The sequence below is a fragment of the Streptomyces sp. NPDC046465 genome (genome assembly GCF_040646035.1).
GTDB lineage: Bacteria > Actinomycetota > Actinomycetes > Streptomycetales > Streptomycetaceae > Streptomyces.
Window position 1 is genome coordinate 137740 of the sequence record NZ_JBEYZK010000004.1, and the last position, 23260, is coordinate 160999.

General features: G+C 66.2%; 20 protein-coding genes. 9 read left to right on the forward strand and 11 right to left on the reverse strand.

Going from position 1 to position 23260, the window contains the following annotated elements; translation table 11 throughout:
- Positions 1-178: 178 nt before the first annotated feature.
- Positions 179-3985 (forward strand): DUF4365 domain-containing protein, encoded by a 3807-nt coding sequence (locus ABZ953_RS08145; protein WP_361719239.1) that lies wholly within the window; start codon positions 179-181, stop codon positions 3983-3985.
- A gap of 724 nt (positions 3986-4709) precedes the next feature.
- Here the strand turns inward: ABZ953_RS08145 and ABZ953_RS08150 are convergent.
- Genes ABZ953_RS08150 through ABZ953_RS08175 form a run of 6 tightly spaced genes read right to left on the reverse strand, consistent with a single transcriptional unit; the run spans position 4710 to position 10885 of the window.
- Positions 4710-5711, reverse strand: coding sequence for a hypothetical protein (locus ABZ953_RS08150; RefSeq protein WP_361718606.1), 1002 nt, complete (start codon positions 5709-5711; stop codon positions 4710-4712).
- On the reverse strand, positions 5708-6733 hold the full coding sequence (locus ABZ953_RS08155) for a glycosyltransferase (RefSeq protein WP_361718609.1): 1026 nt from the start codon (positions 6731-6733) through the stop codon (positions 5708-5710). Before ABZ953_RS08155 ends, ABZ953_RS08150 begins: the two co-directional genes overlap by 4 nt.
- A 1-nt stretch (position 6734) precedes the next feature.
- Positions 6735-8027, reverse strand: coding sequence for a serine--tRNA ligase (gene serS / locus ABZ953_RS08160; protein WP_361718612.1), 1293 nt, complete (start codon positions 8025-8027; stop codon positions 6735-6737).
- Positions 8020-8730 (reverse strand): histidine phosphatase family protein, encoded by a 711-nt coding sequence (locus tag ABZ953_RS08165; RefSeq protein WP_361718615.1) that lies wholly within the window; start codon positions 8728-8730, stop codon positions 8020-8022. The genes serS and ABZ953_RS08165 overlap by 8 nt, the downstream gene beginning before the upstream one ends.
- Positions 8727-9641 (reverse strand): aminoglycoside phosphotransferase family protein, encoded by a 915-nt coding sequence (locus tag ABZ953_RS08170; RefSeq protein WP_361718618.1) that lies wholly within the window; start codon positions 9639-9641, stop codon positions 8727-8729. The genes ABZ953_RS08165 and ABZ953_RS08170 overlap by 4 nt, the downstream gene beginning before the upstream one ends.
- 11 nt (positions 9642-9652) lie before the next feature.
- Positions 9653-10885 carry a methionine adenosyltransferase gene (locus ABZ953_RS08175; protein WP_361718621.1) on the reverse strand — a complete coding sequence of 411 codons (1233 nt, stop codon included), beginning with the start codon at positions 10883-10885 and terminating at the stop codon, positions 9653-9655.
- Between the two features lie 207 nt (positions 10886-11092).
- Here ABZ953_RS08175 and ABZ953_RS08180 point away from each other — a divergent pair, with 207 nt between their 5' ends.
- Positions 11093-12313 carry a helix-turn-helix transcriptional regulator gene (locus ABZ953_RS08180; protein ID WP_361719242.1) on the forward strand — a complete coding sequence of 407 codons (1221 nt, stop codon included), beginning with the start codon at positions 11093-11095 and terminating at the stop codon, positions 12311-12313.
- A 9-nt stretch (positions 12314-12322) separates the two neighbouring features.
- Positions 12323-12808: an NUDIX hydrolase gene (locus tag ABZ953_RS08185; RefSeq protein WP_361718624.1), complete on the forward strand. Its 486-nt coding sequence runs from the start codon at positions 12323-12325 to the stop codon at positions 12806-12808.
- Positions 12809-13205: 397 nt separating this feature from the next.
- Here ABZ953_RS08185 and ABZ953_RS08190 read toward each other — a convergent pair whose 3' ends face one another.
- On the reverse strand, positions 13206-13502 hold the full coding sequence (locus ABZ953_RS08190) for a trypco2 family protein (protein ID WP_361718627.1): 297 nt from the start codon (positions 13500-13502) through the stop codon (positions 13206-13208).
- Positions 13503-13949: 447 nt separating this feature from the next.
- On the opposite strand from ABZ953_RS08190, the gene ABZ953_RS08195 reads away from it, so the two are divergent.
- On the forward strand, positions 13950-14336 hold the full coding sequence (locus ABZ953_RS08195; protein ID WP_361718630.1) for a leucine zipper domain-containing protein: 387 nt from the start codon (positions 13950-13952) through the stop codon (positions 14334-14336).
- Positions 14337-14360: 24 nt separating this feature from the next.
- Positions 14361-14855: a hypothetical protein gene (locus tag ABZ953_RS08200; RefSeq protein WP_361718633.1), complete on the forward strand. Its 495-nt coding sequence runs from the start codon at positions 14361-14363 to the stop codon at positions 14853-14855.
- A 152-nt stretch (positions 14856-15007) separates the two neighbouring features.
- On the opposite strand, the gene ABZ953_RS08205 is transcribed toward ABZ953_RS08200, so the two are convergent.
- The 3 genes from ABZ953_RS08205 to ABZ953_RS08215 form a co-directional block, all read right to left on the reverse strand.
- Entirely contained in the window at positions 15008-15709 is a 702-nt protein-coding gene (locus tag ABZ953_RS08205) for a restriction endonuclease (RefSeq protein ID WP_361718636.1), read from the reverse strand.
- A 714-nt stretch (positions 15710-16423) separates the two neighbouring features.
- Positions 16424-17464 carry a hypothetical protein gene (locus tag ABZ953_RS08210; RefSeq protein WP_361718639.1) on the reverse strand — a complete coding sequence of 347 codons (1041 nt, stop codon included), beginning with the start codon at positions 17462-17464 and terminating at the stop codon, positions 16424-16426.
- 780 nt (positions 17465-18244) lie between these two features.
- Positions 18245-18739 carry a hypothetical protein gene (locus ABZ953_RS08215; protein WP_361718642.1) on the reverse strand — a complete coding sequence of 165 codons (495 nt, stop codon included), beginning with the start codon at positions 18737-18739 and terminating at the stop codon, positions 18245-18247.
- A 175-nt stretch (positions 18740-18914) separates the two neighbouring features.
- On the opposite strand from ABZ953_RS08215, the gene ABZ953_RS08220 reads away from it, so the two are divergent.
- Positions 18915-19418 (forward strand): hypothetical protein, encoded by a 504-nt coding sequence (locus tag ABZ953_RS08220; protein WP_361718645.1) that lies wholly within the window; start codon positions 18915-18917, stop codon positions 19416-19418.
- A gap of 35 nt (positions 19419-19453) precedes the next feature.
- Here the strand turns inward: ABZ953_RS08220 and ABZ953_RS08225 are convergent, their stop codons facing one another.
- Positions 19454-19972 carry a hypothetical protein gene (locus ABZ953_RS08225; protein WP_361718647.1) on the reverse strand — a complete coding sequence of 173 codons (519 nt, stop codon included), beginning with the start codon at positions 19970-19972 and terminating at the stop codon, positions 19454-19456.
- Positions 19973-20273: 301 nt separating this feature from the next.
- On the opposite strand from ABZ953_RS08225, the gene ABZ953_RS08230 reads away from it, so the two are divergent.
- The 3 genes from ABZ953_RS08230 to ABZ953_RS08240 all read left to right on the forward strand — a co-directional run bounded on the left by ABZ953_RS08230 (position 20274) and on the right by ABZ953_RS08240 (position 23256).
- On the forward strand, positions 20274-20882 hold the full coding sequence (locus tag ABZ953_RS08230; RefSeq protein ID WP_361718650.1) for a hypothetical protein: 609 nt from the start codon (positions 20274-20276) through the stop codon (positions 20880-20882).
- 126 nt (positions 20883-21008) lie between these two features.
- Positions 21009-22517, forward strand: coding sequence for a hypothetical protein (locus tag ABZ953_RS08235; RefSeq protein ID WP_361718653.1), 1509 nt, complete (start codon positions 21009-21011; stop codon positions 22515-22517).
- Positions 22504-23256, forward strand: coding sequence for a hypothetical protein (locus ABZ953_RS08240; protein ID WP_361718655.1), 753 nt, complete (start codon positions 22504-22506; stop codon positions 23254-23256). Before ABZ953_RS08235 ends, ABZ953_RS08240 begins: the two co-directional genes overlap by 14 nt.
- The last annotated feature ends 4 nt before the right edge of the window (positions 23257-23260 follow it).

Here is a 23260-nt window from a genome sequence, read left to right on the forward strand (position 1 = left end):
GGCTGTTCCTGGACGGCGACCGGGCAGCATGTCGGACCAGCTTCTCCGCCCTTGGTCGGCTTCCTTCACCTGTCACCGCTGGGCCGCAGGCGTGTTAGTGCCTTCGCCTAGCCTGGTTCCGCGAGGGAGCGTCATTGCTTCGTGACTCGGCGGGGATGGGGAAAACACTGTGACGACGGTGCGTGCGACTCACTTGATTGACCGTGCAGGGGTCTCCAGGACCACATATCTGGTGACCACTCGTCTGGGCTGGTTGCTTCGCGAGCAGGAGACCAGTGATGTCGGCGTCGATGCCCACCTGGAGGTAGTCACTGGTGCCAGCCTGACCCTCAGGACCACGGGTGGTGCGAGCGGCCGCCTGCTCGCTGTGCAAATCAAGTCAGGTGAAAGCCAGTTCGATTTCGCTGGTGAAGGCGGCTGGTGGTATCCGTGTGATGCCGCTCATGTGGCGTACTGGGAGAAGCACTCCCTACCGGTGACTCTCATGCTGTTCGACCCGGTGACTGAACGGGTGTACTGGCAGCACGTCAACGAGGACACCCTTGTCTCCACCGGCAAGCACTACAAGGTGTTCGTCCCGTCGCATCAGCAGATCGACGACGCCAACGCCGAAGCTCTGAGCCGGCCGGCGCGCCTCCAAGAGGAAATCGACCCCCTCCGAACAGCGACCGACCAGCTCCCAGGTGAGGTTCGGATCCGTCTCTTACAAGACCACCAGGACGGGGCCATCCATTCCCTGCCCCTGGCCCGGCTCCTTGTCGAGACCGACAACCCGGACCGAACGGTCAGCGAACTCCTCACCCATCCACCTCGCTGGCTGACCGAGCTTCAACCGTCACACGAGGAAGGCGTCTGGAGGACGATTGCCGCCTACGCTTGCGCGCACGAACTCGGTCCTGCGGCCACCAACGCCTTGGAACGTGCCGCTACCACCGCGCGCGACGACAACGGCCATCTGCTCGCCCTCGCTGCCTTCACAGCCGTCAGCCATGCACCCGACCGTGCCCGCAGCCTGTCCGCAGCCGCCGAAAGAGCGGGCTCCACCGTACTGGTGGCCGCCACCCACGCCCTGCTTGCCACCGGTGGACAGTTCCCCAAGCACTTGCCGGAGGCGGTGGCAAAGGCACTGGCCGAGGGCGACCCGGCTGCAGACAGGGATGTCAACATCCTGCGGTTCGCTGCGCACTGCCATTTCGCAGCTGATCACCATGAGGACGGCGAGGACCTGCTGGAAAGGGCTCTGCGGATCGCGCCACAAGAACCGAGCCTGCAACTCGACCTCGCTCGATGTCTACTGCGTGGCGCAACCGGAACACCGCGGCAGGCTTCCCTCGACACCAGGCGCGCCCTGCGCCTGGCCCAGGCCGCACGTGCCGATCTTCGTCGCTGGCGCGGACCCAGCGCTACGGCCTCCGTCGTCCTACTGGAGGCGCGGCTGATGGCCATCGACGTGATGGCCGCCATCCATACGGCGCTCGCTGCACCGGAAGGAGACGCGCAAGAACCAGAAACCACCTACGAGCCGCTGCAACTGGAGGCAGTGCGGCTGGCCTACAAAGCGGGCCGAGCAGACCTGGCGGATCTGATCGCCGCCGGGCTGATCAGCGATTCGGCGCGACTTCACCTCGCCGCATACGCGGCCGAGGCAGATCCGGATGGCGACCGCGAGCACCGCATCACCGCATGGCAAGCCGCTGCAGCCGGCGCCACCGACGACGATCAACGTGGCGACGCGGCATTCGCTTTGTCCAGCCTCGGCGTCTGGCCCGTGCCCTATCTCGACCAGGTCCGTGAGCAGGGGCTCATTCCGGAAGCGATCTACCAGACACGTTGGGCTGTGGCTGAGGCCGCGCAGGGCGCGCCGGAGGCCGCGATCAGACGTCTGCGTGAATGGGAGAGCAGCAGCATCGTGGCTGCGGTAGGACTCATTGAGCTGTACGAGCGCGAGGGGCAACTGGCCGCAGCTGCTGAAGCGGCCGAGAGAGCGGGTCGACGTTTCGGTGACGCCCGGCCACGCGTCCTCGCGGTCGAGATGTGGGACCGCGCTGGCGCAACGGAGCAGGCGCGCCTCAAGGCGCTGACCTTGTTGAGTCAGCCGCTCTTGCCCACCGGTATGCGCCGCCAACTGCGTGGCTTGGCCATCCAATGGGCCCACGACCGGTCCGACTGGAACGACATGGAAGAGCATGCCCTCATCGGCCTGGCCGAGGAGATCGGGATCGAACGTGTCACTGCTCTTGAGGGAGCCGCAGGAGTTCTTCCTCAGTCTGCACTCGCCTTCGCATGGGCGGCCATTCGCGCCCAACTCAACGGTCGCAATCTTGAGGCCGCGCGGGACACACTGGCTCGTTTCGCACCGCAGATCCGCAACACAGACGACGTCCGGTCATGGCTCATGCTGGTCGGCTGGTCTGGATGGACAACAGAGCTGGCGCAAACCGCAATCGACCTCGCCGAGCGCTACCGCCGCGAGGACACAGAGCTGACCGGAGCAATTCTCGGCGGACTCCTCTTCGCCACCAGCGAGCCGTCAGCCGACGATGCCGACGCCACAGCACGTCGGCTGGTGCTGCCCGAGGACCTGCGCGCCCGAATGCAGTCGTTGCTGGCCGATCTGCCCGCGACCAAGGCCCTCACCATGATGCCCGCCGACACGGAAGCACTGGTGCGGATGGTGGAGCAGCACCTCGGCCCCCGTGAAAGGCTGCTCGAAGCAGCCGCCGACGCCGTCCGTTGCGGAGCCGTCCCCGTGGGCATGCTCGCTTGGGCAGCGCGGCGTCCCGTCGCCCTCGCCTACATCCAGCGGGCCGCTGGCCTCATCCCCGCATGCAGCCTCGATGACGCACAGGTGACTGCGGAAATCAGAGCAGTGCGCCAGGCTTTGAACTGCACCGCTGTTCTGGATGTCAGCACCCTGGCCGTGACCTCTCTCATCCCGGGTCGGTTCAACCAGTTGCGAGCCGTCTTCGCCGCCACGCCTACCACCACGGCGGTCTATGACGACATCCTTCAAACCCGATACGCCCTCAGCGAGATGCTTCGGTCATCGGGCCAGCTCGGGGTCCGCGACGGGCAGTCCACCCTCTTCGAATACTCCGCTGAAGACAAAGAACACCTGGCGCTGCAGGCCGCGGCGATCAACCACATCATCCCGGCCCTGCAACCGGTAGAAGTGCCCGACCTAAGTGAGATCCGCAGGCGGCTGGGCTTGACCACCGTTCCCGATGAAGCTGATGCCCCCTGGCTTTCGGCCGCCCAGCACGCCCTCACCACTGGTGCCCCCTTGTGGTGCGACGATGCCGCCCTCCGCGAGATGCTCACCCGCGCGCACGTCCCCGCCTTCGGCACTGTGGCCCTCCTGCACGTTTTGAAAGAGCTAAGCGACTATCCCGAGTTCACCGACGAGCGGCACGACCAGGACATGCGCACTCTCGTCGCTGCACATGTGGTGGATCTCCCGATCGCGGTGGACGACATTGCGGATGTAGCGGCGCAAGCCGACTGGCGGCCGGCTGGCGCCGCAATGCTCTTCGCCCGGCCGCAGCTGTGGGGCACCGGCCGAACGCTGCCCTTGTGGGCGCTTGTCGCAGAGAGGCTTTGGGACAGCCGGCCGGAACAACTCGGCGACTGGTTCGCCATCGCGGCCGCTGGAGTGACCGCGGGGAAGCACCCCCAGGATGTCCCCCAGGCAGTCTTTCAACTGGCCGCGGAAACCCTGATCGCTGTCGGAGTCGGTCCCGAGGTAGCAGACAGTCTGCTCGCAGCTTCACCACATGCAATTGAAGCCTGCCGCCAGTCGGCACTCCGCCGAAGCGAGCTGAGCGGTCAGTTCGTATCCCCGCCGGATGCCTCGCAGGAAGGAGATCTGGTTGCTTACCTCCGGCGGACGGTGGTGGAGCAGTTGACGGCCCAGCGAGGATTCTCAGCCGTATCAGCTACCGCGATCGTAGATGCCGCCCTGCCGCTCGTTGACGAAGCAGCCTGAACATAGCGCCCCTGGCTTGTTCTCAGCCCTTGGCCTGACCAGGAGCCGGTCAGGTTCGATCGTCGTCTCGGCCACCTGCTGGCCCGGAGCTACGGTGCCGACCATGCGTGAGGTCGAGGTCGAGTACGAGAGCCACGGCGGTCCGCTTGAGGACTATCAGCTGACACGGAGTGACCATCGTCGACAGAAGTGGCATGAGGTGGGTAACCGGGATATTGAGCGGCAGGTCGAGGAAGACAACGCCAAGTGTCGGGCCGCCCCAGAGCGGGCGGAACGCCGCCGTGTGTGTTTCGTGAACGCCTGGAAATTGTTGCAGTCTTTCAAGACGCCCGACCATGATGCGCTGGCGCGTACGGCTCTGCTGCGGCCACATTGCCGAGACCCGTCGACATCGCGAGGTCACGACTCTCACCAGGCACAGCCCGACTTCGATGGTCTGTCCGGAGTGCGGGAAGGACCCAATGGAAATCGTGGCCTTCGAACCGATCGGGCTAGCTGGCGAGCCTCCCCCGTCACCGGACCCAGTACCGGCTCCGGCGCCACCCCCAAGAAAGCCCACTCGTGCCCAGCTTGAGCGCCGCGTTGCCGCGTTGGAGGAGGAGAACCAGTGCCTTCGGGGCTTGGGGCCCACGGAGTTGTGATGCGTGACTCCCTTGTCTGACCTTCTAGTCCTGCCGGGTATCGCTATCCCCGCGTGACGTATACGGGCGTCCGGGATGTGCACTCACAGATGCAACTCTTTCTCGATAACAGCCACAATCGCTGGCCACGAAACGGAAATGGGGCCGAAGAGCGACCAGTAGTCATGCGACGCGCGGACGAGGGCGCTCACGCCGAGGTGCACGGAGTCGGGCGAGATCGTGCCGATCACCCGCCGCGTGATTCCACCAGGCCCTCTGGCTGCGGGGGTAATCCCGTGCCCGATGAGGAGCGTGGCCGTGCGGATGGCGTCCAGAGTCCCAGTCGGTGCTGCCTGGGCGAATCTGCCGTGGACGAGTCGGTGCCAGTTCATCCGGGTGCGGGCCCACGCAAGGCGTTCCAGCCCCGTGCCCAAGTCCACGGCCATCCGCCCTGGATTCTCGACGTTCCAGAGCAGAACGATGTCGCCGAGGGGGAGGCCCAAGTGGCTGAAGTGGATGGTTATGCCTTCGACTTGGCGTCGGCTCCAGGTAGTGAGCTTGCCGTGGGCACTGAGGTGCCGGGCATGAAAGCCGAGTCGGGACAGCACGGTGAGCCAGCCATCCAGGATCGCCCCGTACTCGTCGATGCTCTGTATGGGGTGGACCCGAGAGACGTTGACGAAGGAGGTCAGGAAGCCTTCCGCAAGGTCTCCCGCGGCATCGCGCTGGCCGGTGAATCGGACGACGGGCTGGGGCAGGAAGCCACTTCGGTAGGTCTGCGAGCGTCCGTCTTTGAGGAGCGGATCGAGGGCCTGGACTGCGGAGATGGTCAGCTCCGTTTCACGGCCCCATCGAAGCGGCAAGCAAGCGGCCTGGGGGACGCCCTGCGCTGCGAACCCCGCCTTCAAGCCTTCCAGCAGGTCTACCCACGTGGGCGGGCGACGTGGTGGCCGGTAGGGAGAACCGCGGTGCGGATGTTGAATGGCGATGCGGCCATCGGAAACTGCGAACTCCCAATGATTTCCGAGAGCTTGGCGCAGAACAGCGGGTAACTGGGCTCCCTTGTCCACCGATGGCTTGGTGGAATGGCCTGTCTGGCCGGTCACGAGCACGACCCGGCTGACATCGCCTTGAAATGGCGGGCGGGATCGAATCGCTCCATGCCGATCGCCTGAACCTGCGCGTGATCGAGAACCTCGGCTTGTTCGATCGCCAGGGCGAGCTGACGAGCTGCTGTCTCGTCATCCTCGTCGGGGTCGGCCACGGTGATCACGCCGGACTGCTCGCACAGTGCGGCCTCGGCGCATGTGCCTTCGCGCCAGGTGAGTGCCGCCATGGGCGTTCCCGCCCGTAGGGTCTCGCCGAACACGGCAGCGCCGGCCTCCACGTAGGTGCGGGCGTAGGTGTAGACGAAGACGGAGGCGCCCCGGATGGCGGCAGTCTTGGCGGGGCCGCCCAGTTCACCCACCCACTCGACGTGATCCGCACCGAAGAGCCGGCCGTGGCTCCGCACGTAACTCTCTTCGAAGACCGGGCCGACGATGCGGATCCGTCGACCGAGTATCTGCGCCGCTCGTACGGCGAGGTGCGGCGCCTTCTCCTCATCTATTCGGCCGAGCCACACGAGGTCCTTACCGGCGACCGCCCGCGGCTCCTCCTCGTCGAGGCCGAGGTGAACGGCAAGTTCGGGGATGGGCTCGTGGTCCGCGTACCGCTCGATCATCTCAGGTGAGTAGCAGTAGAGCCGTGACCGCTTGCCGTCGAAGGCCGCCTCGGCGTGCTGGAAGACCGGCGAGTGCTGGAACGTAGCGACGTCGCAGTCCAGCTGGTTCCGGGTACGCGTCCAGGCGGGCAGTGACGGATATTCGTGCCCCACCACCAGGAGGTCGTATCCGGTGCTGCGGAGTTCGCGCTCGGCGAGTGACCCGGAGGTGATGTCCTCCAGGCGGGCGGGCTTGCGGACCCAGTCGTTCTCCAGGTCCGTGAGCCAGCCCGGCCCCAGAAGGTGTACGTCGGCGCCTGCGGCTCGGGCGCCTACGGCGACCGCCCACAGCCATCGTTCGATCCCGCCGTACCCGGCGGGTGGAAAGGCGTAGCTACCAGGGAAGTCGCAGACGCCGACGAGCACGTTATGCCTCCGGTGTTCCGTCCGCCGAGATACGGCGGAAGCCGAGATACGGGAAGAGTGATTCGGGCAGGACGAGGGAGCCGTCCTGCTGCTGGCACTGTTCGAGAAGTGCGGCCACAGTGCGGCCGACGGGGAGGCCGGAGCCGTTGAGAGTAGCCACGAGCGTGGGCTTGCCGCCCTCACCGCGGGTGCGGATGTTCGCCCGACGGGCCTGGAAAGTACCGAAGTTGGAGACCGAGGAGATCTCGCGATACGTGTTCTGGCTCGGAATCCAGACCTCGATGTCGTATGTGAGCTGGGCGGAGAAGCCCGTGTCGCCAGCGGGCAGGGTGACGACCCGGTAGGCGAGGCCCAGCTCCTTGAGGCACGCCTCGGCGTGGCCGACCATCTTCTCCAGCTCGGCGTCGGCGTCCGCCGGGTCGACGATCCGGACCATCTCCACCTTGGCGAACTGGTGCTGGCGGATCAGGCCCCGGGTGTCCCGCCCGTACGAACCTGCCTCGGACCGAAAACAGGGGGTATGCGCCGTCATAGCCACCGGCAGTTCGGACGGCGGGATGATCTCATCGGCGTAGAGGTTGGTCAGCGGTACCTCGGCCGTCGGGATCAGGAACAGTTCACGGTCGGCGACGCCGGTCTTGAACAGGTCCTCCTCGAACTTCGGCAGCTGCCCGGTGCCCGTCATGGTCTTGCGCGTGACCAGGTACGGGACCGCGTGCTCGACGTACCCGTGCCGACGGGTGTGGATGTCGAGGAAGAGGGTGGCCAGGGCACGCTCAAGGGCCGCACCGGCGCCGCGGGAGACTGCGAAGCGCGGGCCGGACAGCTTTGTCGCCCGTGCGAAGTCAAGGATGCCGGTGGCCTCCCCGAGGTCGACGTGGTCCTTCGGCTCGAACGAGAACGTGGGCGGAGTGCCTACACGCCGGACCTCGACCGCGAACTCATCGGAGTCGCCGTCCGGGGCCGCGTCGTCCGGCAGGTTCGGGATGCTCAGGAGCAGGTCACGGAGCTCCTCCTGGACCTTCTCCTGCTCGGTGTCGATATCCCGGATCTGGTCCTTCAGCTCGCGGGCGCGCTCCTTCAGCTTGGAGATGTCGCCGCCCTGCTTCGCCGTCTGCTGGACCTCGCTCGCCACCCGCTTGGACTCCGCCCGCAGCTCGTCGGCCGAGCGGATGTTCTGGTTGCGCCGAGACTGGAGACCCTCCAGCACGGACAGGTCCAGGGAGTAACCGCGACGAGCGAGCCGACGAACCGCTTCGGCACCCATTTCAATCAGGGCGCGGGCATCATGCATGAGGGGATTCCTTTTGATCCGGCGGGTGGGATACAGGATCGACGGTAGCAACCGCCGGGCTGCCCTCTATCCGGAATTTCCCTGCGCCGCTGTCGAAGGCGTGATCTCGACGAACGCCCGTCTCAAGATCGTTCAGCAGCCCTTCACCCCACTTCGGCAGCTCGCCGTCGGGTATCGCGATCGGTTCGACGTAGGGCGCCTCCGGGAGGAAGAGCGGCATCATTTCGCCCTGAGTGCGGTCCCGGTACCAGAGGAGAGCGGAGACCAGTAGACCGTGGCCTACGAGGACACGGGGGCCCGGGTGTTCCAGCGCGGCGAGCACGCCGGTGAGCATCCTGTGGATGCCGTCCCGCTGGGATTCCGTGCCACCCGGTGGCCGCTCGGTCGGACCGCGGGCGTCGAGCCAGGCCGCGTATTCCAGGAATGGGCTGCCCTCGAACTTTCCGTAGTCGAGTTCGTTCAGCCGAGGGTCGATGACCAGTTCCGGTGCCGGAACGCCCGTCAACAGCGTGGCTGTCTGCTGGGCGCGAGGAAATTCGCTGGCCAGCCACGTCTGCACAGAGCGGAGGGGGATCTCCGACCAGACGTTGCGGAGTGACCGCCTGCCTTCTTCCGTCAGGTGGATGGGTTGGAAGGGGTCGCCGTTGACGAGGTATCGCCTGCTGTAGTTCGTCTGCCCGTGGCGGAGGACGTAGGTGGTCACGATCCGCTCCTGGAAGTCGACGACGTCAGGCTGGCGAGCACGTCGGCCATCCCGAGTGCCCTTGGGTCGCGAGTCTCCAGGTAGAAGAGGAGGCCGTCGAGCGCAAGCGCTCGGCACCACGGCGCAAGCAGGGGGAGCGGGATACGCGAGATGCGGGCGGCGGCAGCCAGCCGAGCGTCTGTTCCGTTGCCGAGGTCGTAGTACACAGTCCAGAAGGCCCAGTCAAAGGCCGCGTCGCCCAGCATGGGGAGTGGATCGATCAGGCGCGGAAGTCCGCGCCCATCGAACGGGACGTTCTCCCGGTACAGGTCAGCGTGCAGTACCGTCAGCCGGTCCGTGTCCTGCCGCAGGCCGTCGAGAGCCGGCAGCACGACATCGACGAGGGGGCGCCATGAGCCGAGATCGAGCTCCCGCGTCCGGTGCCGAATCCGCGGTAGCACCTCTAGTTGCAGGTGATCGGCGAGGAGAGGGAAGCGGTTCGGCCGACCTCTGCGTCGCCCTAGGGTGTGCAGCCCTTGCAGGGCGACAGCCACCATCTGCATCTCGCGTTGCGGCCGCTCTCCACCACCTGGGCGGCCTCCCACCAGTTCCAGCGCAGCCACTGCCAGATCATCCGCAGCCTCGATGACGGCTACCGTCGGCCCGTTGGACCACAGCTGTAGTGCGCCGACCTCGTGGCGATACCTGGCGGGGTCTGGCCATGCCTTGAGCAGCAGCGGACGCCCGTCGTGAGTGACCGCCGTCGTGATGACGGAGGCGTGTCCGGCGTCGTGGTAGTCGTCGAGGGTGAGCTTCCAGCGCTTTGCGGCCTGTTCCAGCAGATCAGGTACTTCGTCGAGCCAGGCTTGGGCTTGCGGTCCGTAGTGCGTGACCAGTCGCCGCCGACACCCTGCGGGCACCTCTCCCAGCATTCGTTCCAACATCAGCTGAGCACGATCCCGTCGGAGACGAGCTCGTCCGTCAAGGCGGGGAACTCGCCGAGGGCCTCCGCGACCACCGCCTGCACCTTGTCGAGCTCGGCGTCGGGTGAGGAGAGGCGGATGAGGATGCGCCAGGGCTGATCGAGTCGCTGCCCGGTGGTGCTCACCAGGTGGACCTCGGCGTGTCCGTCGGTCATCTCGTGGAGTCGGCCGGCGAGCCGCTGCGCAGCGATGTTGTAGAGCTTGCCGACGTGGTAGACGGGGTTCTTGCCGTTGGCGCCCTCCAGGTTCATCGGCCGCAAGGGCGTGATGAGCCCGTTGACGCGGTTGCCCCGCCCCACGACACCTTCGTCACCGGATTCGATCGAGCTACCGGTGTATGTCAGGTACAGCTCGTCCTTCTCCGGGACATCGCGTGCGTTCAACCGGAAGCGGGCCGCCGCGCCAGGCAGCCGAAGGCCGGCGAGCCGGTCGCACTCGGCAAGGACGGCCTCCGTGTTGCGGACGTACTCCTCCCGACTGCCGACGTGACGCGACTTCTGGGGCACGCACAGTACGACGTCCGCCTGGTCTCCGTCCCAGTACCCCATGAGCTTGACGTCCGAGCCGCACCACGGATTGGCGCGCGTGAAGTCGCTCTCTCCAGAGAAGTGATCAACCAGTTCCCGAACGAACGATTCGAAGGGGTTCTCCGGCGCCCAGCCGGTGCCCAGGGATGTGTCGTTCGAGAGCCGCACCCGCCGTTCGCGGAGGTCCTCGACGGAACGCGGGTTGAACCAGCGCGTGCGGTCTGGGACCCCGTCGCCGGTAAGCACCGCGCCAGGGCTCGAGTTGCTCGTGATGTTGAAGACGATGTCGAGGTGCTCCGCGACCTCCGCGAGCCGCTCGGCGAAGAACGCCCTGACTTCGGCCTCCACGATCTCGGTAACGGGGATGCGCTCGCCACCGCACATGGGTGCTGCCCTCCCGTTCACCAGGACCCGCACCGGAGACGTCATCTCACCGGCTCCGTAACGGACTTCGCTGGCTCCGCCGAGGATGGCGAGCTTGTCGAAGTTGTGGTGCAGCACAGCGCCGAAGCGCTGCACGGTGTAGCGGCTGTAGGCACGAGACAGTCGCTCGGCGAGATGGTCGGCGAGCGTATCCGGGTGGCCGAGGCCCTTGCGCTCGACGATCGTCGTCGCGTCCGGCTCGGCGGCGCCGGTCTCGATGGACAGATGGCTTCCGTCAGTCACAAATGTTTCGAGCATGACAAACTCCGATCTCTGTACCTGAAGAAGGGGTGGAACGGACGAGCGTCAGTCGGTCCGGCGGGCAGCTGACCGCATTACCCGGCGGCTTTCTCCGTCTGCTGCGACAGTAGGCAAGGCACGCCGCAGCACCCCGGAAAAACCTTCCGGGGTCCCTTTCGGCCACGAGGTGATGCTCAGGACATGCGAGGAATGACAGAGAACCTGACCATCGGCGAACGTGTCGCCTGGTACCGCCGCCGACGTGGCCTCTCCCAAGAGGTCCTGGCCGGCCTTGTCGGACGCACCACGGACTGGCTGAGCAAAGCGGAGAACAATCGGATCGAGCTTGACCGCCTCTCGGTCATCACCTCACTCGCCGAAGCCCTCGACGTCTCCCTCGGAGACCTGCTCGCCGAGCCAACCCTCCTCGAGTGGTCGAGCGACAGCGGCCACCGCACCGTCCCCGCCTTGCGCGACGCGCTCATGGACTACAAGCAACTCACGCCGCTCCTGGGCTCTCCGCCCGATGACGAACCGCCCGCCCTACAGGACCTCCGTGCCAACGTGACGGAAATCCTCGACGCCTACCAGGCGTCGCGCTACGGCTTCGCCACGCGGCGCCTTCCCCTCGTATTGGCCGACGCCCTCGCCGTATCCCGCGCGCACTCGGGGCGCGAAAGGGAGGAGGCTCACGCCCTGCTCGCCCTGGCTTACCAAGGTGCGGCCATGGTGCTGGGCAAGGTCGGGGAGTCGGAGCTGGCATGGATCGCCGCCGACCGCGGTCTGGCAGCCGCACAACACAGCAGCCAGAGCGCAGTGACGGGCTCGCTCTTCCGGGCGGTCACGCACTGCCTGCTGGCCACCGGACGCTTCACAGCGGCGACCCAGCTGGTGAACGATGCGGCAGCCGTCATGGAGCCGGAACTGGGCAACGCGAACGACGAGTACCTTTCGGTCTACGGCACGCTCTTTCTCGCCGGAGCAATGGCAGCCGCACGGTCAGAGGACCGGGCAACTACGCAGACCTTCCTCCAGGAAGCCGACGAAACCGCACAACGGCTGGGCATCGATGCCAACCACATGTGGACGGCCTTCGGCCCGACCAACGTGGCCATCCACTGCGTGGCCACTGCCGGAGAACTCGGGGACATCCAGATAGCCGCCGACCTCGGACCGCGAATCGACACCAGCGGTCTGCCGGTAGAGCGGCGCGTGCGGCACAGCCTCGAAGTCGCCCGAGCGCTCAGCTCCTGGAACCGAACCGACGAATCTCTGGCCACTCTGCTGGACGCCGAACAGGCCGCCCCCGAACAGGTACGCCACCACTACCTGAGCCGGGAACTGGTCATCGGCTGGATACGCGGAACCCGAGGACGTCCATCCCAACCCGTGGCCGACCTGGCCCGCAGGCTCCACATCGTCGGCGGCTAGAGTCCAACCGTGAGCGAGAACGAGCACGAGGCGAAGATGGCCCACCCGCGCATGGCAGCCGGTGCCCTCTTCTTCGACGACGCTGATCGAGTCCTCCTCGTCGAGCCGTCGTACAAGGACTACCGCGAAATCCCTGGCGGATACGTCGAACAGGGTGAGTCGCCCCTACAAGCCTGCGTGCGTGAAGTCCACGAAGAGCTGGGCATCAAACCCCGCATCGGTCGTCTGCTCATCGTGGACTGGGCACCAAATCCGGGAGAGGGAGACAAGGTCCTCTACCTCTTCGATGGCGGCCGTCTCGACGCAGACCACCGTCAGCAGATCACGCTGCAAGCCGACGAGCTCCGCAGCTACGACTTCCACCACGCCAACCAGCTGCCGGAACTCACCATCCCCCGCCTCGTCCGCCGAATCACCGCTGGCATCCAGGCTCGCGCGAACGACCTGACCGCCTACCTGGAACACGGAGAATCGCCGGAAACAGGGGCTGACTGATTTCAGCCCGGCCGATGAGCCTTGTCGAGTGAGCCACATACGCCAGCCAAAGCCAGCCAGGATATCGCCGATCCGCTCGGCGATATCACCTTCACCACCAGCGGGATGGCATGTGGTGACCCAGTACACCGGCTCCGAGGAGTCGAGATACGAAGGGTTGCTGGGGTGGTGCGGGGGCGCGGGCACGGTCTATGTCGAAGCGAACGCCGTCTCGCGTGAGCATTGTTGTGCCGCCAGCGGGCCGCCGCCGGGGCAAAGTGCCGGGTCTGCGGTTTGCGGGCGTCGGCCTCTCCTCGGAGACGAAGATGCCGTCCACGTGCTCGGAGGTGCTGGTGGCTCGCAGCTTGGCTCTCTGGATGACCACCGCACCATGTTCCGCAGAATTTTGATCAGAGGACTAAAGAAACTCAGCACCCGGGATCAGTGCAGGGCTGTCGGGTGCGTCGCCGTGCACCGGCTTCAGCGTGAGCCGCTGAGTGTCCGCCCGCGCGGGGCGCGCAGAACCGTGGGCGTCGAACACCCAGAAACGCACCTTGACTCCTGGCTTACGGCTCCGTTCCACGCCCACCGTGAGTTCGAGCTCCAGCTTCTCTGCCTGGAACCGGAGCCCGTTGCCGACTCCGCCCGCCATGGCCCGACTCAGCTCTCCCCGCAATTGGGCGATCACATCCGACAGTTCCACCGCATCGTCCATGCTCAACCCCCGCCTCGTCAGTAACCGGCCAGCCGCACACCTACGATGAGTCGCCCTTGTGTGCCCTCGGGCAAGGCCATGCGGGGCATAGGGGCCGACGAGGCGAGCGATGAGGCGAATACAGCAGGCCGCCTTCGCCCGACCGTTCAGAAGGGCACGGCACAGACCGCAGAACATGGCCGCGTCGCGCCCGTACCGGCGCATCAGCTACCCGCGCTCGGCGCAAGGCCCCAGCCTGAGCTTGCTCGTGCCACCCGACACGGCCGCAAAGCGGGAGAAGCCTGGAACGGCCCTCGCCAGATAGAGGCGCCACAAAGTTGACGATGCGTCACCCGCAACTGCATTAGTCACACAGTCGGATGAGATTCAGCTTGCGTTCGCATCTCTCCTGCCAAGGAAGAGTTACTTAGCGTGACACATTCCCTGATCGAAAAGCAGAGGTAACCAGTGACGTTTCAGTCCAATCTGTCACAGGAGAAGCGTGCTGAACTGGCGGACTTCGTGATCGCCGATACCAAGACCGTGGCGGAGGTGAGCATCGAGTACGAGGTCTCACGCAAGACCGTGAACAGTTGGGTGCAGAGGCGTAAGCGACAGCTCGGAATTCCCGGATCTCCCATCGGGGGAGACCGCACCCTCTCCCCTGCCGCCCTGCGTCGAGTCGCCAAGGAGAAACAGGGACGGGTCGCGGCCGAACGGCGCGCGGAGTCCTACCGAAGCGAGCTGGAAGACGCCAAAACACGGCTTGAGCGACTGTTGGAAACCGTCCACGGGATGCAGGTCACCTTGGAGTACTACATGGGACAGAGGCCACCCGGCGGAGCCGCCGCCTAGTAATTCCTGACAAGGGCTTCCCACATGGGTATTCACCGTCACGACGGCAACCACATCGCGACCGAACTGGAGATCCTGTGCAAAGGCATGGGGCTGCCAGTCACGGACATGGACGACCGAACTCAGGTCGTTGGCGTGCTGATCGCGTCAGCCGGCACAAGGGCCGCGTCACTGGAGTGGTTCGTCTCCACTACTGCGCGCTCGGCCGCAGCTCGTGAGCAGACCGAAGGGCTGGCCGACGGACGCGCCGGTCTCCTGCACCGCAGTACACGTGCCTACGTGCATCAGGCGCTCACCGGCGTCCTCCAGGAACTGGGATATTCGGTAGCCCACACCACCTGCGGCCTGCGTATCGAGGGGCTACCCGGCGCCTCGGCCGGAGCGGAGACGGCCAGCACCCTCGCAGATTTCCTCCACGTCAGTTTGGACAGTCTCGACGGGGCACGCGACCGCAAGAATCGGAGCGAAGACGGCGAGGATGGCGACGACGGCCTGGCTGGCGTACCCGCCCGCGTGTAATGCGCAACCGAGGACGAGTACGTCGCCGCATCGTGGGCTTCTGCACGGCGATCAGTGTGGCGGTGCAGCGGTGCTCTACCTACGCGGCACAGAGGCATTACGGCGCCAAAGTGTCCCAGAAGGATGATCCGGCCTCGGCCCGACGAGGCCGGTCACTTCTCGTACGCCTGCTTCCATCGCGCTCGGTGACGGGAGGCGCCATGCTCCTGGCCGTTCACCTCGCTCAAGGACAGCAGCGAGGCCCCGTTGTTCCACAACCCGAGGTGATCCCGGTGCACGGCGAGGATTCCGTGTTGCAGCGCGAACTTCTCAGAGGGACAGCTGAACCGCGTGGTCGTGACGAACACTGCCGGGTCGGCCCTGGAGTGCACCTTGACGCCCAGCAGGTCGCGCAGTTCGCGGCTCGCGATCGTGCTGGTCGGCGTATAGCGCTTGCTCTGGATCACCACGCTCCGGTCGTCCGGGAGTCGGCCGACGACGTCGGCGCCGTTGTCGTTGGCGCCGCCCACGCGCCGGACGTCGGTGCATCCGTCCTGTCGGCACAGGCTTGCGACCAGATCCTCGAACTCGGTACCGGTCATCGCGTCCACCTCGGCAAGGGTCCGGTGGCCAGACTTCACTGCCTCTTCCTGCCGCCAAAGACGGTTCCGTCCACGCACGAGCCGGTCCGTACGCCACAGCCACCATCCCGCCGCGGCGGGACCGCCGAGAACCACAGCCCCCGTCACGTCCGGCCACACGGCCGACCAGAAGACCATGAGCAGGACCAGTACCAGGCCACCGCCGACCGCCGTCGACTTCAGCCGTGCCGCTCGTCGTCTGTGAGCAGCCGCACCCCGTCCACGCGTCGTCACGGCCGAAGCCCTCCCCCTGCAGGTCCGTGTACCCGCAGTGTGAGCCGACCGAGGCAGCACGAGAAGGGCGTGATTCGGCCGTGGCCGGATCGGATCCAGGAGAGACATGCGCACCGTGCGTGGCCCAACCATCCCGGACGTCAACGACGGCCGTTTTCGCCGCTCTTTCCGGTGGTCACCAAGCTGATCGACTCCGCAGACGCGGGATACGCGGCAACACTCGCGCCGTGGCCGACAAAACAAACGTGCCGGGTGAAACCGGCCCTCCTCCGCAGAATGCCCCCAAGCCAGGAGGAAGATCGGCCGCCCGCACCGGCCACGTACGGCTCCAGTTCTGGCGCTGGGTACTCGCGCCTCGGACGACGTGGCAGGCTCGACGCCTGGCAGTCGATTTCGGGCCGGGCATGGATGCCCACACCGCCTGGGTGATGGCACGGCTGGCACGACACCCGGACGAATTCCCCCTTGCGATGCGACACCTGAACGGTGAGGAGAACGCCGACTGATCCCTGCGCGAGAGCTCATCGCCCATGTGGTCCTGACGCCAACCTGGAGCCATCGCTGACCAGGGACAACGCGGCGCGCTGCACCCACCCCGTCGAGATCCCGTCCCAGGCGCAAACTGTGAAACCCGTCTGGCCGACCCGGTGATCACCGGGTCGGCCAGACCAGATTCACGGCAGCATCCCCAGATCAGCCCTAGACACCCATCCTTCACGCAGCGGCACGCAGCATCGCCTTGGCCAGGGCAGCCCGATCGCCGATCACGTGCGGGGTTGACTCGCCCTCCCACAGGGCCCTTCCTCGGCGCTCGTAGACGCTGGCGAGCAAGCCCCTCACCGTCTCCTCCCGCAGCTCGGGCGATAGACCAGCAGGCACGCAGGCCCAAATCCTGCCGTCCGGATCGCTGTCCCCAAGGCCGTATCCCGACGAGCCCGGATCCAGTTGCGGGTCCTCGACCACCTTCGCCCGCATGTCGGCAGTAACACAGTCGAGCGGGGGCAAGGCACTGGGCGTCGCGCAGGTCTCCGCCATGGCGATCAATTCGCCAAGGACGCTCCTTACCTGCCTGGCTTCCGCGAGCGACAGACGAGTGTAGGCGTTCGTTCGCCCCTCGATCGTGAGAGCGACCGTCGGCAGGCGTCCGTATGCGTACTGCTCCAGCACCAACTGAATCTCGTCCGGGATGATCCCGGTATCCGCAGCGCCCTTCTCAGGGTGGTGCAAGGTCAGCTGCACGAGGTTCCAGGCTCCGGCGTGAGAGCGGTCCTCCAGGGTGTCCGTGGTGTGGCTGTTGTCGATTCGGTAGGTGCACCACCCGGGGCACGGTGCGGTGACCTCAACAGGGCGGTTCGGGACGGATGCCTCTGGCGCCTCGCTCGTCAGGTCAGTGCCGGCGAGTGCTGTGGCGTAGCGATATCGCAGCGCTTGCAGGTCGACGGTGTACCGGTCGAGCCCTGCAATGACACGGTCGAGCCCCGACAAGCCGAACTCACACCAACTGCCAGCTGAGCCGAACCAGATCTCCGGGGACTGTTCTTCGTCCTCGTCGTTCTCCATGAGTGCGATCGACGCGGACAACGCCGCCGGCCCTCCGTCCCCGCCCCAGTCCTGCGGGCCCTGCCATTCGACCCGGGTGCTCTCGTGGACGCCGTGCGTTCCGCCGTGCGTCTCACCGAGGCACCACGGCGGGCACGAGACCTGAGTGGTTCCAGCGGCATCGGATACAACGGCCAATTCGGCATTGTGTCGCATGATTTCTCCTCCTGTGGGTGGTTCCTCTTTGCCATTCAGCTTGGCGAGACAGGAGGCAGAACGCACTCATACTGAGGTTTTCGTGTAGCCACGGGCCGCACTCGCCAAACTGACCTGACGCCACCCGGATACTGATCGTCCGGTTCGAACCGTCTCGGACCTGCGTACAGCCTCGGTCCACGATGAGTGCGCACCCGCAGCCGGCCGCAACCGCTGACCGGCCCTGCTGGTGCTTACTCGGGGGCGAGCAAAACTGAGGCAACGCTGGCCAAGAGGTGACGGCACCGGCATCGCCGACCTGTGCCGATGGTCTCAGTTCTGGTCTCGTTCGCCGCCGTCCGACGCCGTTCAAAGGGGTCCCCACCACCGGCTCCACGCCAGGTCAGGACACACGCATCCCCCGCCGAACCCCCAGACGAACATTTGGAAAGCGTGTTGGGGGCAACCCCTCACGAGTTCGAATCTCGTATCCTCCGCACCCGCCCAGCAGGGCAAATGAAGGCCCCGACCGTTCAGCGGTCGGAGCCTTCATCTTCATGCGAGGAGAACGCGCAATAGTCCCGCCCGCCATACCCGTCCCGGCCTCGGCGCTCACTTATCTCCCTCAACCACCCTGCTTCCAGGGGCCGACAGGCTATCGGAACCTCCACTGCGCACCGGATGGCTTTGAAGATCGGCCTGGGAAGGAGTGCTTGCCCTCCACGCATTGCCGAGGTTCGGCCTCGCTCTCGCTGGCGGCCGAACGCTGGCATGCGGCGACATAGGCAGGTAAGTACGGGTCTACTGGCCGTCCTTCTCGTCGTCGTCCGAGACGAGGAAGCCTCTCATCGGGGACGGCGCCTCGGACAGCACCTCGCCCACGGTGCGCGGCCGACCAGCCGCATCCTGCTCAAGCATCGCCACATCGGGCAAGCGCTTGACGAGTACGCCTTGGTCGGTGAGCACGTCGGTCTTCATGCCGCCGCGCTCACGTAAGACCGCCGCGATTGTGTGGTGCAGGTAGCGGCGACCGTCCCGGTGCAGGAGGGCGGCCGGACCTTGGCAGATGGCTTCGCGTTGTTCGGTCGCGGCTGTCTCGCGCAGGGTGCGGGAGGTGAACCACTCCACGAACACGGTGTCGCCTTCGGCGTCGCTGACGACGATGCCGTGGGCACGGTCCCGCTCGTCGGTGTCCGATCCGGGCAGGCCGATGCTGGCCAGAAGATGCTGTACCTCTTCAGCCAGTGGCTTGGGTCTTGAGGGCTTGCGGCGCAGGGACGAGGTCTCGTCGGTCATGCCCTTGGGCCCTACTTAGCCGCGCTAACGGCGGGGCCGTATCCGGTCGAACTACGTCCCAGGAGCCGTCGTCACCAGACGCCTGCGAGGTATGCGTGACCGGTGAGGATGGCGGAGCGTGGTTGGCTGGAATCTTTCCAGCATGGGCCTGAGGTCGCCATAAGCTCCCGTGCCCATGACCCCCGAGATGTGCCCGTTCCACCACGTCGAAGACACCTGCGTTCCCATGGCCCGCCTACTCGAACACGCCGGGCTCCTCACCCTCACCCCCGACGCCCCCGCCCTGGCGTCCGTCCCGCCGACCGAGGGCTTGTTTTCCGTCCCTCCGCGTCGCATTTCGCAGCGGCAGATCGCCGGCCGCATCAACCAGTGGGGCCGCACGACCATCGACCCCACCGTGCCCCGGCTCGACACGGTGGTACCTGGCGAGCGGTCGCTGCGCTACTCCCTCCAAGCTCTGGGCGAGGCCGTACACGAACGTGGCGGCCTGGAGATCCCCTGGCTGGAAGTGGCCTTCGCACTCAGCAAGGCCCACTCCAACATCGACAACTCCCGTGTCTTTGGCCGCAACCGCGAAGACCCAGCCGGGACCGACCTGAACTGGTACATCGCCGCTCTGCACGTCGAGCGGGCCTATGGAGTGTGGTCGGACCAGATCCGCACCACGCTCGGCACGTAAGTGCAGCCCGGCGGGAGGCGGGGGCCTCTCGTCTATCAGCGTCCGTCCAGAGCCTCGATGCCGGTTGCCAGGGCTTTCCGAGCCCCGGCAGCCAGGCTGTCGGGAGCGCCAATACGCGCACAGGCATCCCATTGCTCGGGAGTGACCTGCACGCCCAGCTCCGTATTTTCGACCGGCCCAAAGGTTCCGTCGCTGCGCTTGCCGTACTCCGTGCTCCGCCCCTCCCAGAGGGTGGTGAGCTGCTGGAGGATGCGCTCGCCCAGTTCAGCGGGCAGGGGGCATAGCTTGGCGGCGTCCACCAGAGCCACGATCTTTGCGGCATCCCGGGAGGGGAGTGCCCCATGATCACGGACTACTTCCGCGAGTTGCCTGGCCAGCCCGTCGAGGCCGGCGGCGTACTGGGCGGCGTTCGCGTACATCGCGTCGTACATCTCGTGGCCGAGTTCGTCGCGGACGCACTCGGCCACGATCTCTTCAGGCGGCCGTTCCTTGAAGGCGGCGATACGGCGGACCGTCGCTGCGGTCTTGCCGTCGAGGTGGATCGTGAGCTCCAACGGAGCTTCTTCATCAGGTGTATTGGGAGGTTGGCTCTCCATCTTCGACGCTAGCGACTCCCGCCTTGAGCGGTCGGCCGAACTTCCAAAGAGGCCCAGTCCGGCCTTCTCGTTCGTGAGCCAGACAGATTTAGTCGGCGTCGAGCATCGGGGGCGGCGCTGTTATGCGCAACAGTCCGATCCGATCGGCCATCGTTCCGATCCGGCCAGCATTCCCCCGTCGGCAGTCACCTCCGGTCGTTACCCGCGGAGCTTCGCTCACACGGGCAGGGCGGAACCGCTGCCCGCGTAGCGTCCACACATGGCCACACATCGCCACGACGGCAACGAGATCTCCACGGAGCTGGAGACGCTGTTCGGCGGCATGGGACTGCCTGTCGCCGATACCGATGACCGCACCAAAGCCACGGGCATTCTGGTCACCTCCGCGGGTTCCCGAGCCGCCTCCATCGAATGGCTCGTCTCCACGAGCGCCCGCAGTGCCGCGGCTCGCGAGCAGATCGAGGGGCTGGCCGACGGACGCGCGGGGCTACTCCATCGTGCCGCGCACGTCTATATCCACCATGCTCTGACCGGCATTCTTCAGGAACTTGGCTACTCGGTGGCTCAGCTCCATCCGGTCTGCGCATCGAAGGGCTTCCGGGCGTTTCCGCCGGGGCGGAGACCGCCAGCAGCCTCGCCGAGGCTCTGCGTACGACGCTCGACAACCTCGACGACGTTCGTGACCGCAAGCGAAACGGAGAGGACGGCGATGAAGGGGATGACGGTCTGGCCGGTGTGCCCGCCCGCGTGTAACTCGCTCGGTTTCGAGCGACCAGGAGTCCACGGTCTCCACCGGAGCGCGCGAGGAGGGCTGCCGCGCCTCCTCACTCCTGGTCCAGCAGGGAGAGCCGGTAGCGCGAGGGGGTAGGCGGGGGAGAGGAGCGGAGCCCGATAGCTCCCTTGCCACTGGCACAAGCCGGTGGTATCAGGGTGTGAGGACAGCTCTCGGCCCAATGCGGCTGATGCCGCTTGGCTGCTCGAGGGGAGCGAGCGGATGGTCGGTTCCGAACCTGCTTCTGCGTTGGTGGGCACTGCGGCACGCCGCCGCCGGGCCCTCGCCCACCTGGCTCCGATATTCGACCTGGGGAAGGCCCGCAGCACTCCGAGCGTCGAGTGGTCGTCATATGACTCCATCTCCTTGGTCCAGGTGTGCGTCGACACCGTCGCCCTGTCGTCGGGCCTCGTGGGCAGCCTTGGTACTCCGCGCGCTGCCGTTCTCGCCGAGATGACGCGCGTCGCATACGCCATGGCCCCTGATCACCCGGCCGAGGAGCACGCAAACGTCGCACGGTATGTCCTTGATCATCTGTTGCGGCACGATGAGCCCACCCCCTACTTCACCGTCACGTACGCAGATCCCGACGCGCACTGGAAGACCGACACACGGCAGGTGCGCTTCCTCTACGAAACGCTGGCCGCGGACGGGAGCACGCTCCTGGTCAACGTGGACCACACGGCTGTCGCGCTCCTGCTCATCGCGACGAACCGGTCCCTGGAGGACGAGCATGAGGCGGTCATCGCGGTGCTTCGGGCGCAGGTCGACAGCGGGCGGCTCGATGCAGCAGTCGAGTCCGCTCAGGACGCCCTGACGCTGTCACGGGCGTACGCGGCCAATGTGCGGCGGCTGATCGCCGAAGCCCAACGAGACGTTACTCGGGTCGACTATCTGAGCGGACTGAGGCCGGAACTCACTGCTGCTGAGCAGCACTTGGACCGTCGGATCAGCATGGATGGCACGCTGCACCGCCACCTGGAGAGCCTGCGGTCCAACGCGTCGGAGGAACACAACCCGTTGGCCGTACGCCAGTTGTCAGCGGCGGTCGCCCGCTTGGACCGAGCCATCGATACCTTGGCCGCGCTGAACACGGAAGTGATCGCGGCACCACCGCAGTGGCGTGACGCGCAGGCCGCGCAGGCGTTCGCTGCCCTTCCCGACAGGGCGATCAACCCGACTACGGATGTCCTGCAGGCACTTCTCTGCAACAGGGATCTGCCCTCCGGCGCCTTCACGTCACCACCGGCCCCGGGAGCGTTCCTTGATGTGAGCGCTCTGGCTGATCGTCTCTGCCTTCCGCCGCGTCGACACGTCTATGACGAGGGCACCTCCGTACCTGCCGAGCCTCTGGAAGACGACGGCGTGTATGAGCAGTTCCCCGAGCGATTCCACAGCATTGCCCACGTCCTGCGGATCCGCCGCATCGTGCCGGGCATGAAGGCCCGGCTGACGGAACTCCTCACCGACGCCGACACTCTGTTCAGCCACAGCGATGTCGCTGTCGTCACCGAACTGACCGCCCTCGCAGATGGCAACCCAGACACCGCGCGCAGGCGCCTGCGGCTGCTCCTCGCCCTCGACGCCCTGATGCTCTGGCATCCCGACAACGAGATCGGCCCGCACGACGACTGGTGGGCCATCGACGACGGGATCCGCAGAAGCCTGCCGGATCTGGTCGTCCCCGATCTGCTGATCCATCGGAAAGCGGTGCCGCATGACCGCACGTGACGTCGCCCGCGACGCGGGACTACTGCTGAAGTGCGCGCTCACCCCTACGGCTTCTCCGGCCAGGCTCGACGAATACGGCATGCTGCTCGACCGCTACCACGCCGACCCCGAACTGCGGTCGGTCTTCGACGAGTTCATGTGCGCGCTTGGGCTCCGGGTACTTGGATCAGACCGCTCGACCGGCCTGGTGTTGACTGCCGCATCCGACTCGCCGCTGGCGGTGACTGATACCAGCCGTTGGCTGCGCGTCCAGGACGAAGCGACCGACCGGCAGATCTACGGACTGGCTCTGGCTGGTGCCGCCGCCTGGTGTTATCCGACAGCGCAGGCGGTCAGTGACCTGGGAACCCGGCGCGTCACAGCCGTGGACGTGGACCGTCTCATCCGCGAGCAGGCCATAACGGTTGAGGCAGACGAGACATCCACGGAGGAGCTCGGTGAGGCATGGGATGCGTACGGGCGACGCAAGCAGGTTGCCGAAACCGAAGGGGGGCGGCTCAAGCGGAACTGCACGGTGCGGATGTGCGAGGACGTCCTCGCGATGCTGGGGCGCTTCCGGCTGCTCGTACCGGACACCTCCGTGGATTCGCCCCGCTCCGACCTGAAGGTGTGGCGGTCCACCGACCGATTCCGAGCTCACGTCGCGGCGGAAGGCGGACCGCTCGTACGGCAAACACTCATCGACTCGCCCGTGCTGGGTCCGCTGCTCGCTGGCAAGGGCAGTGAGGACGGCGCGTGATGCG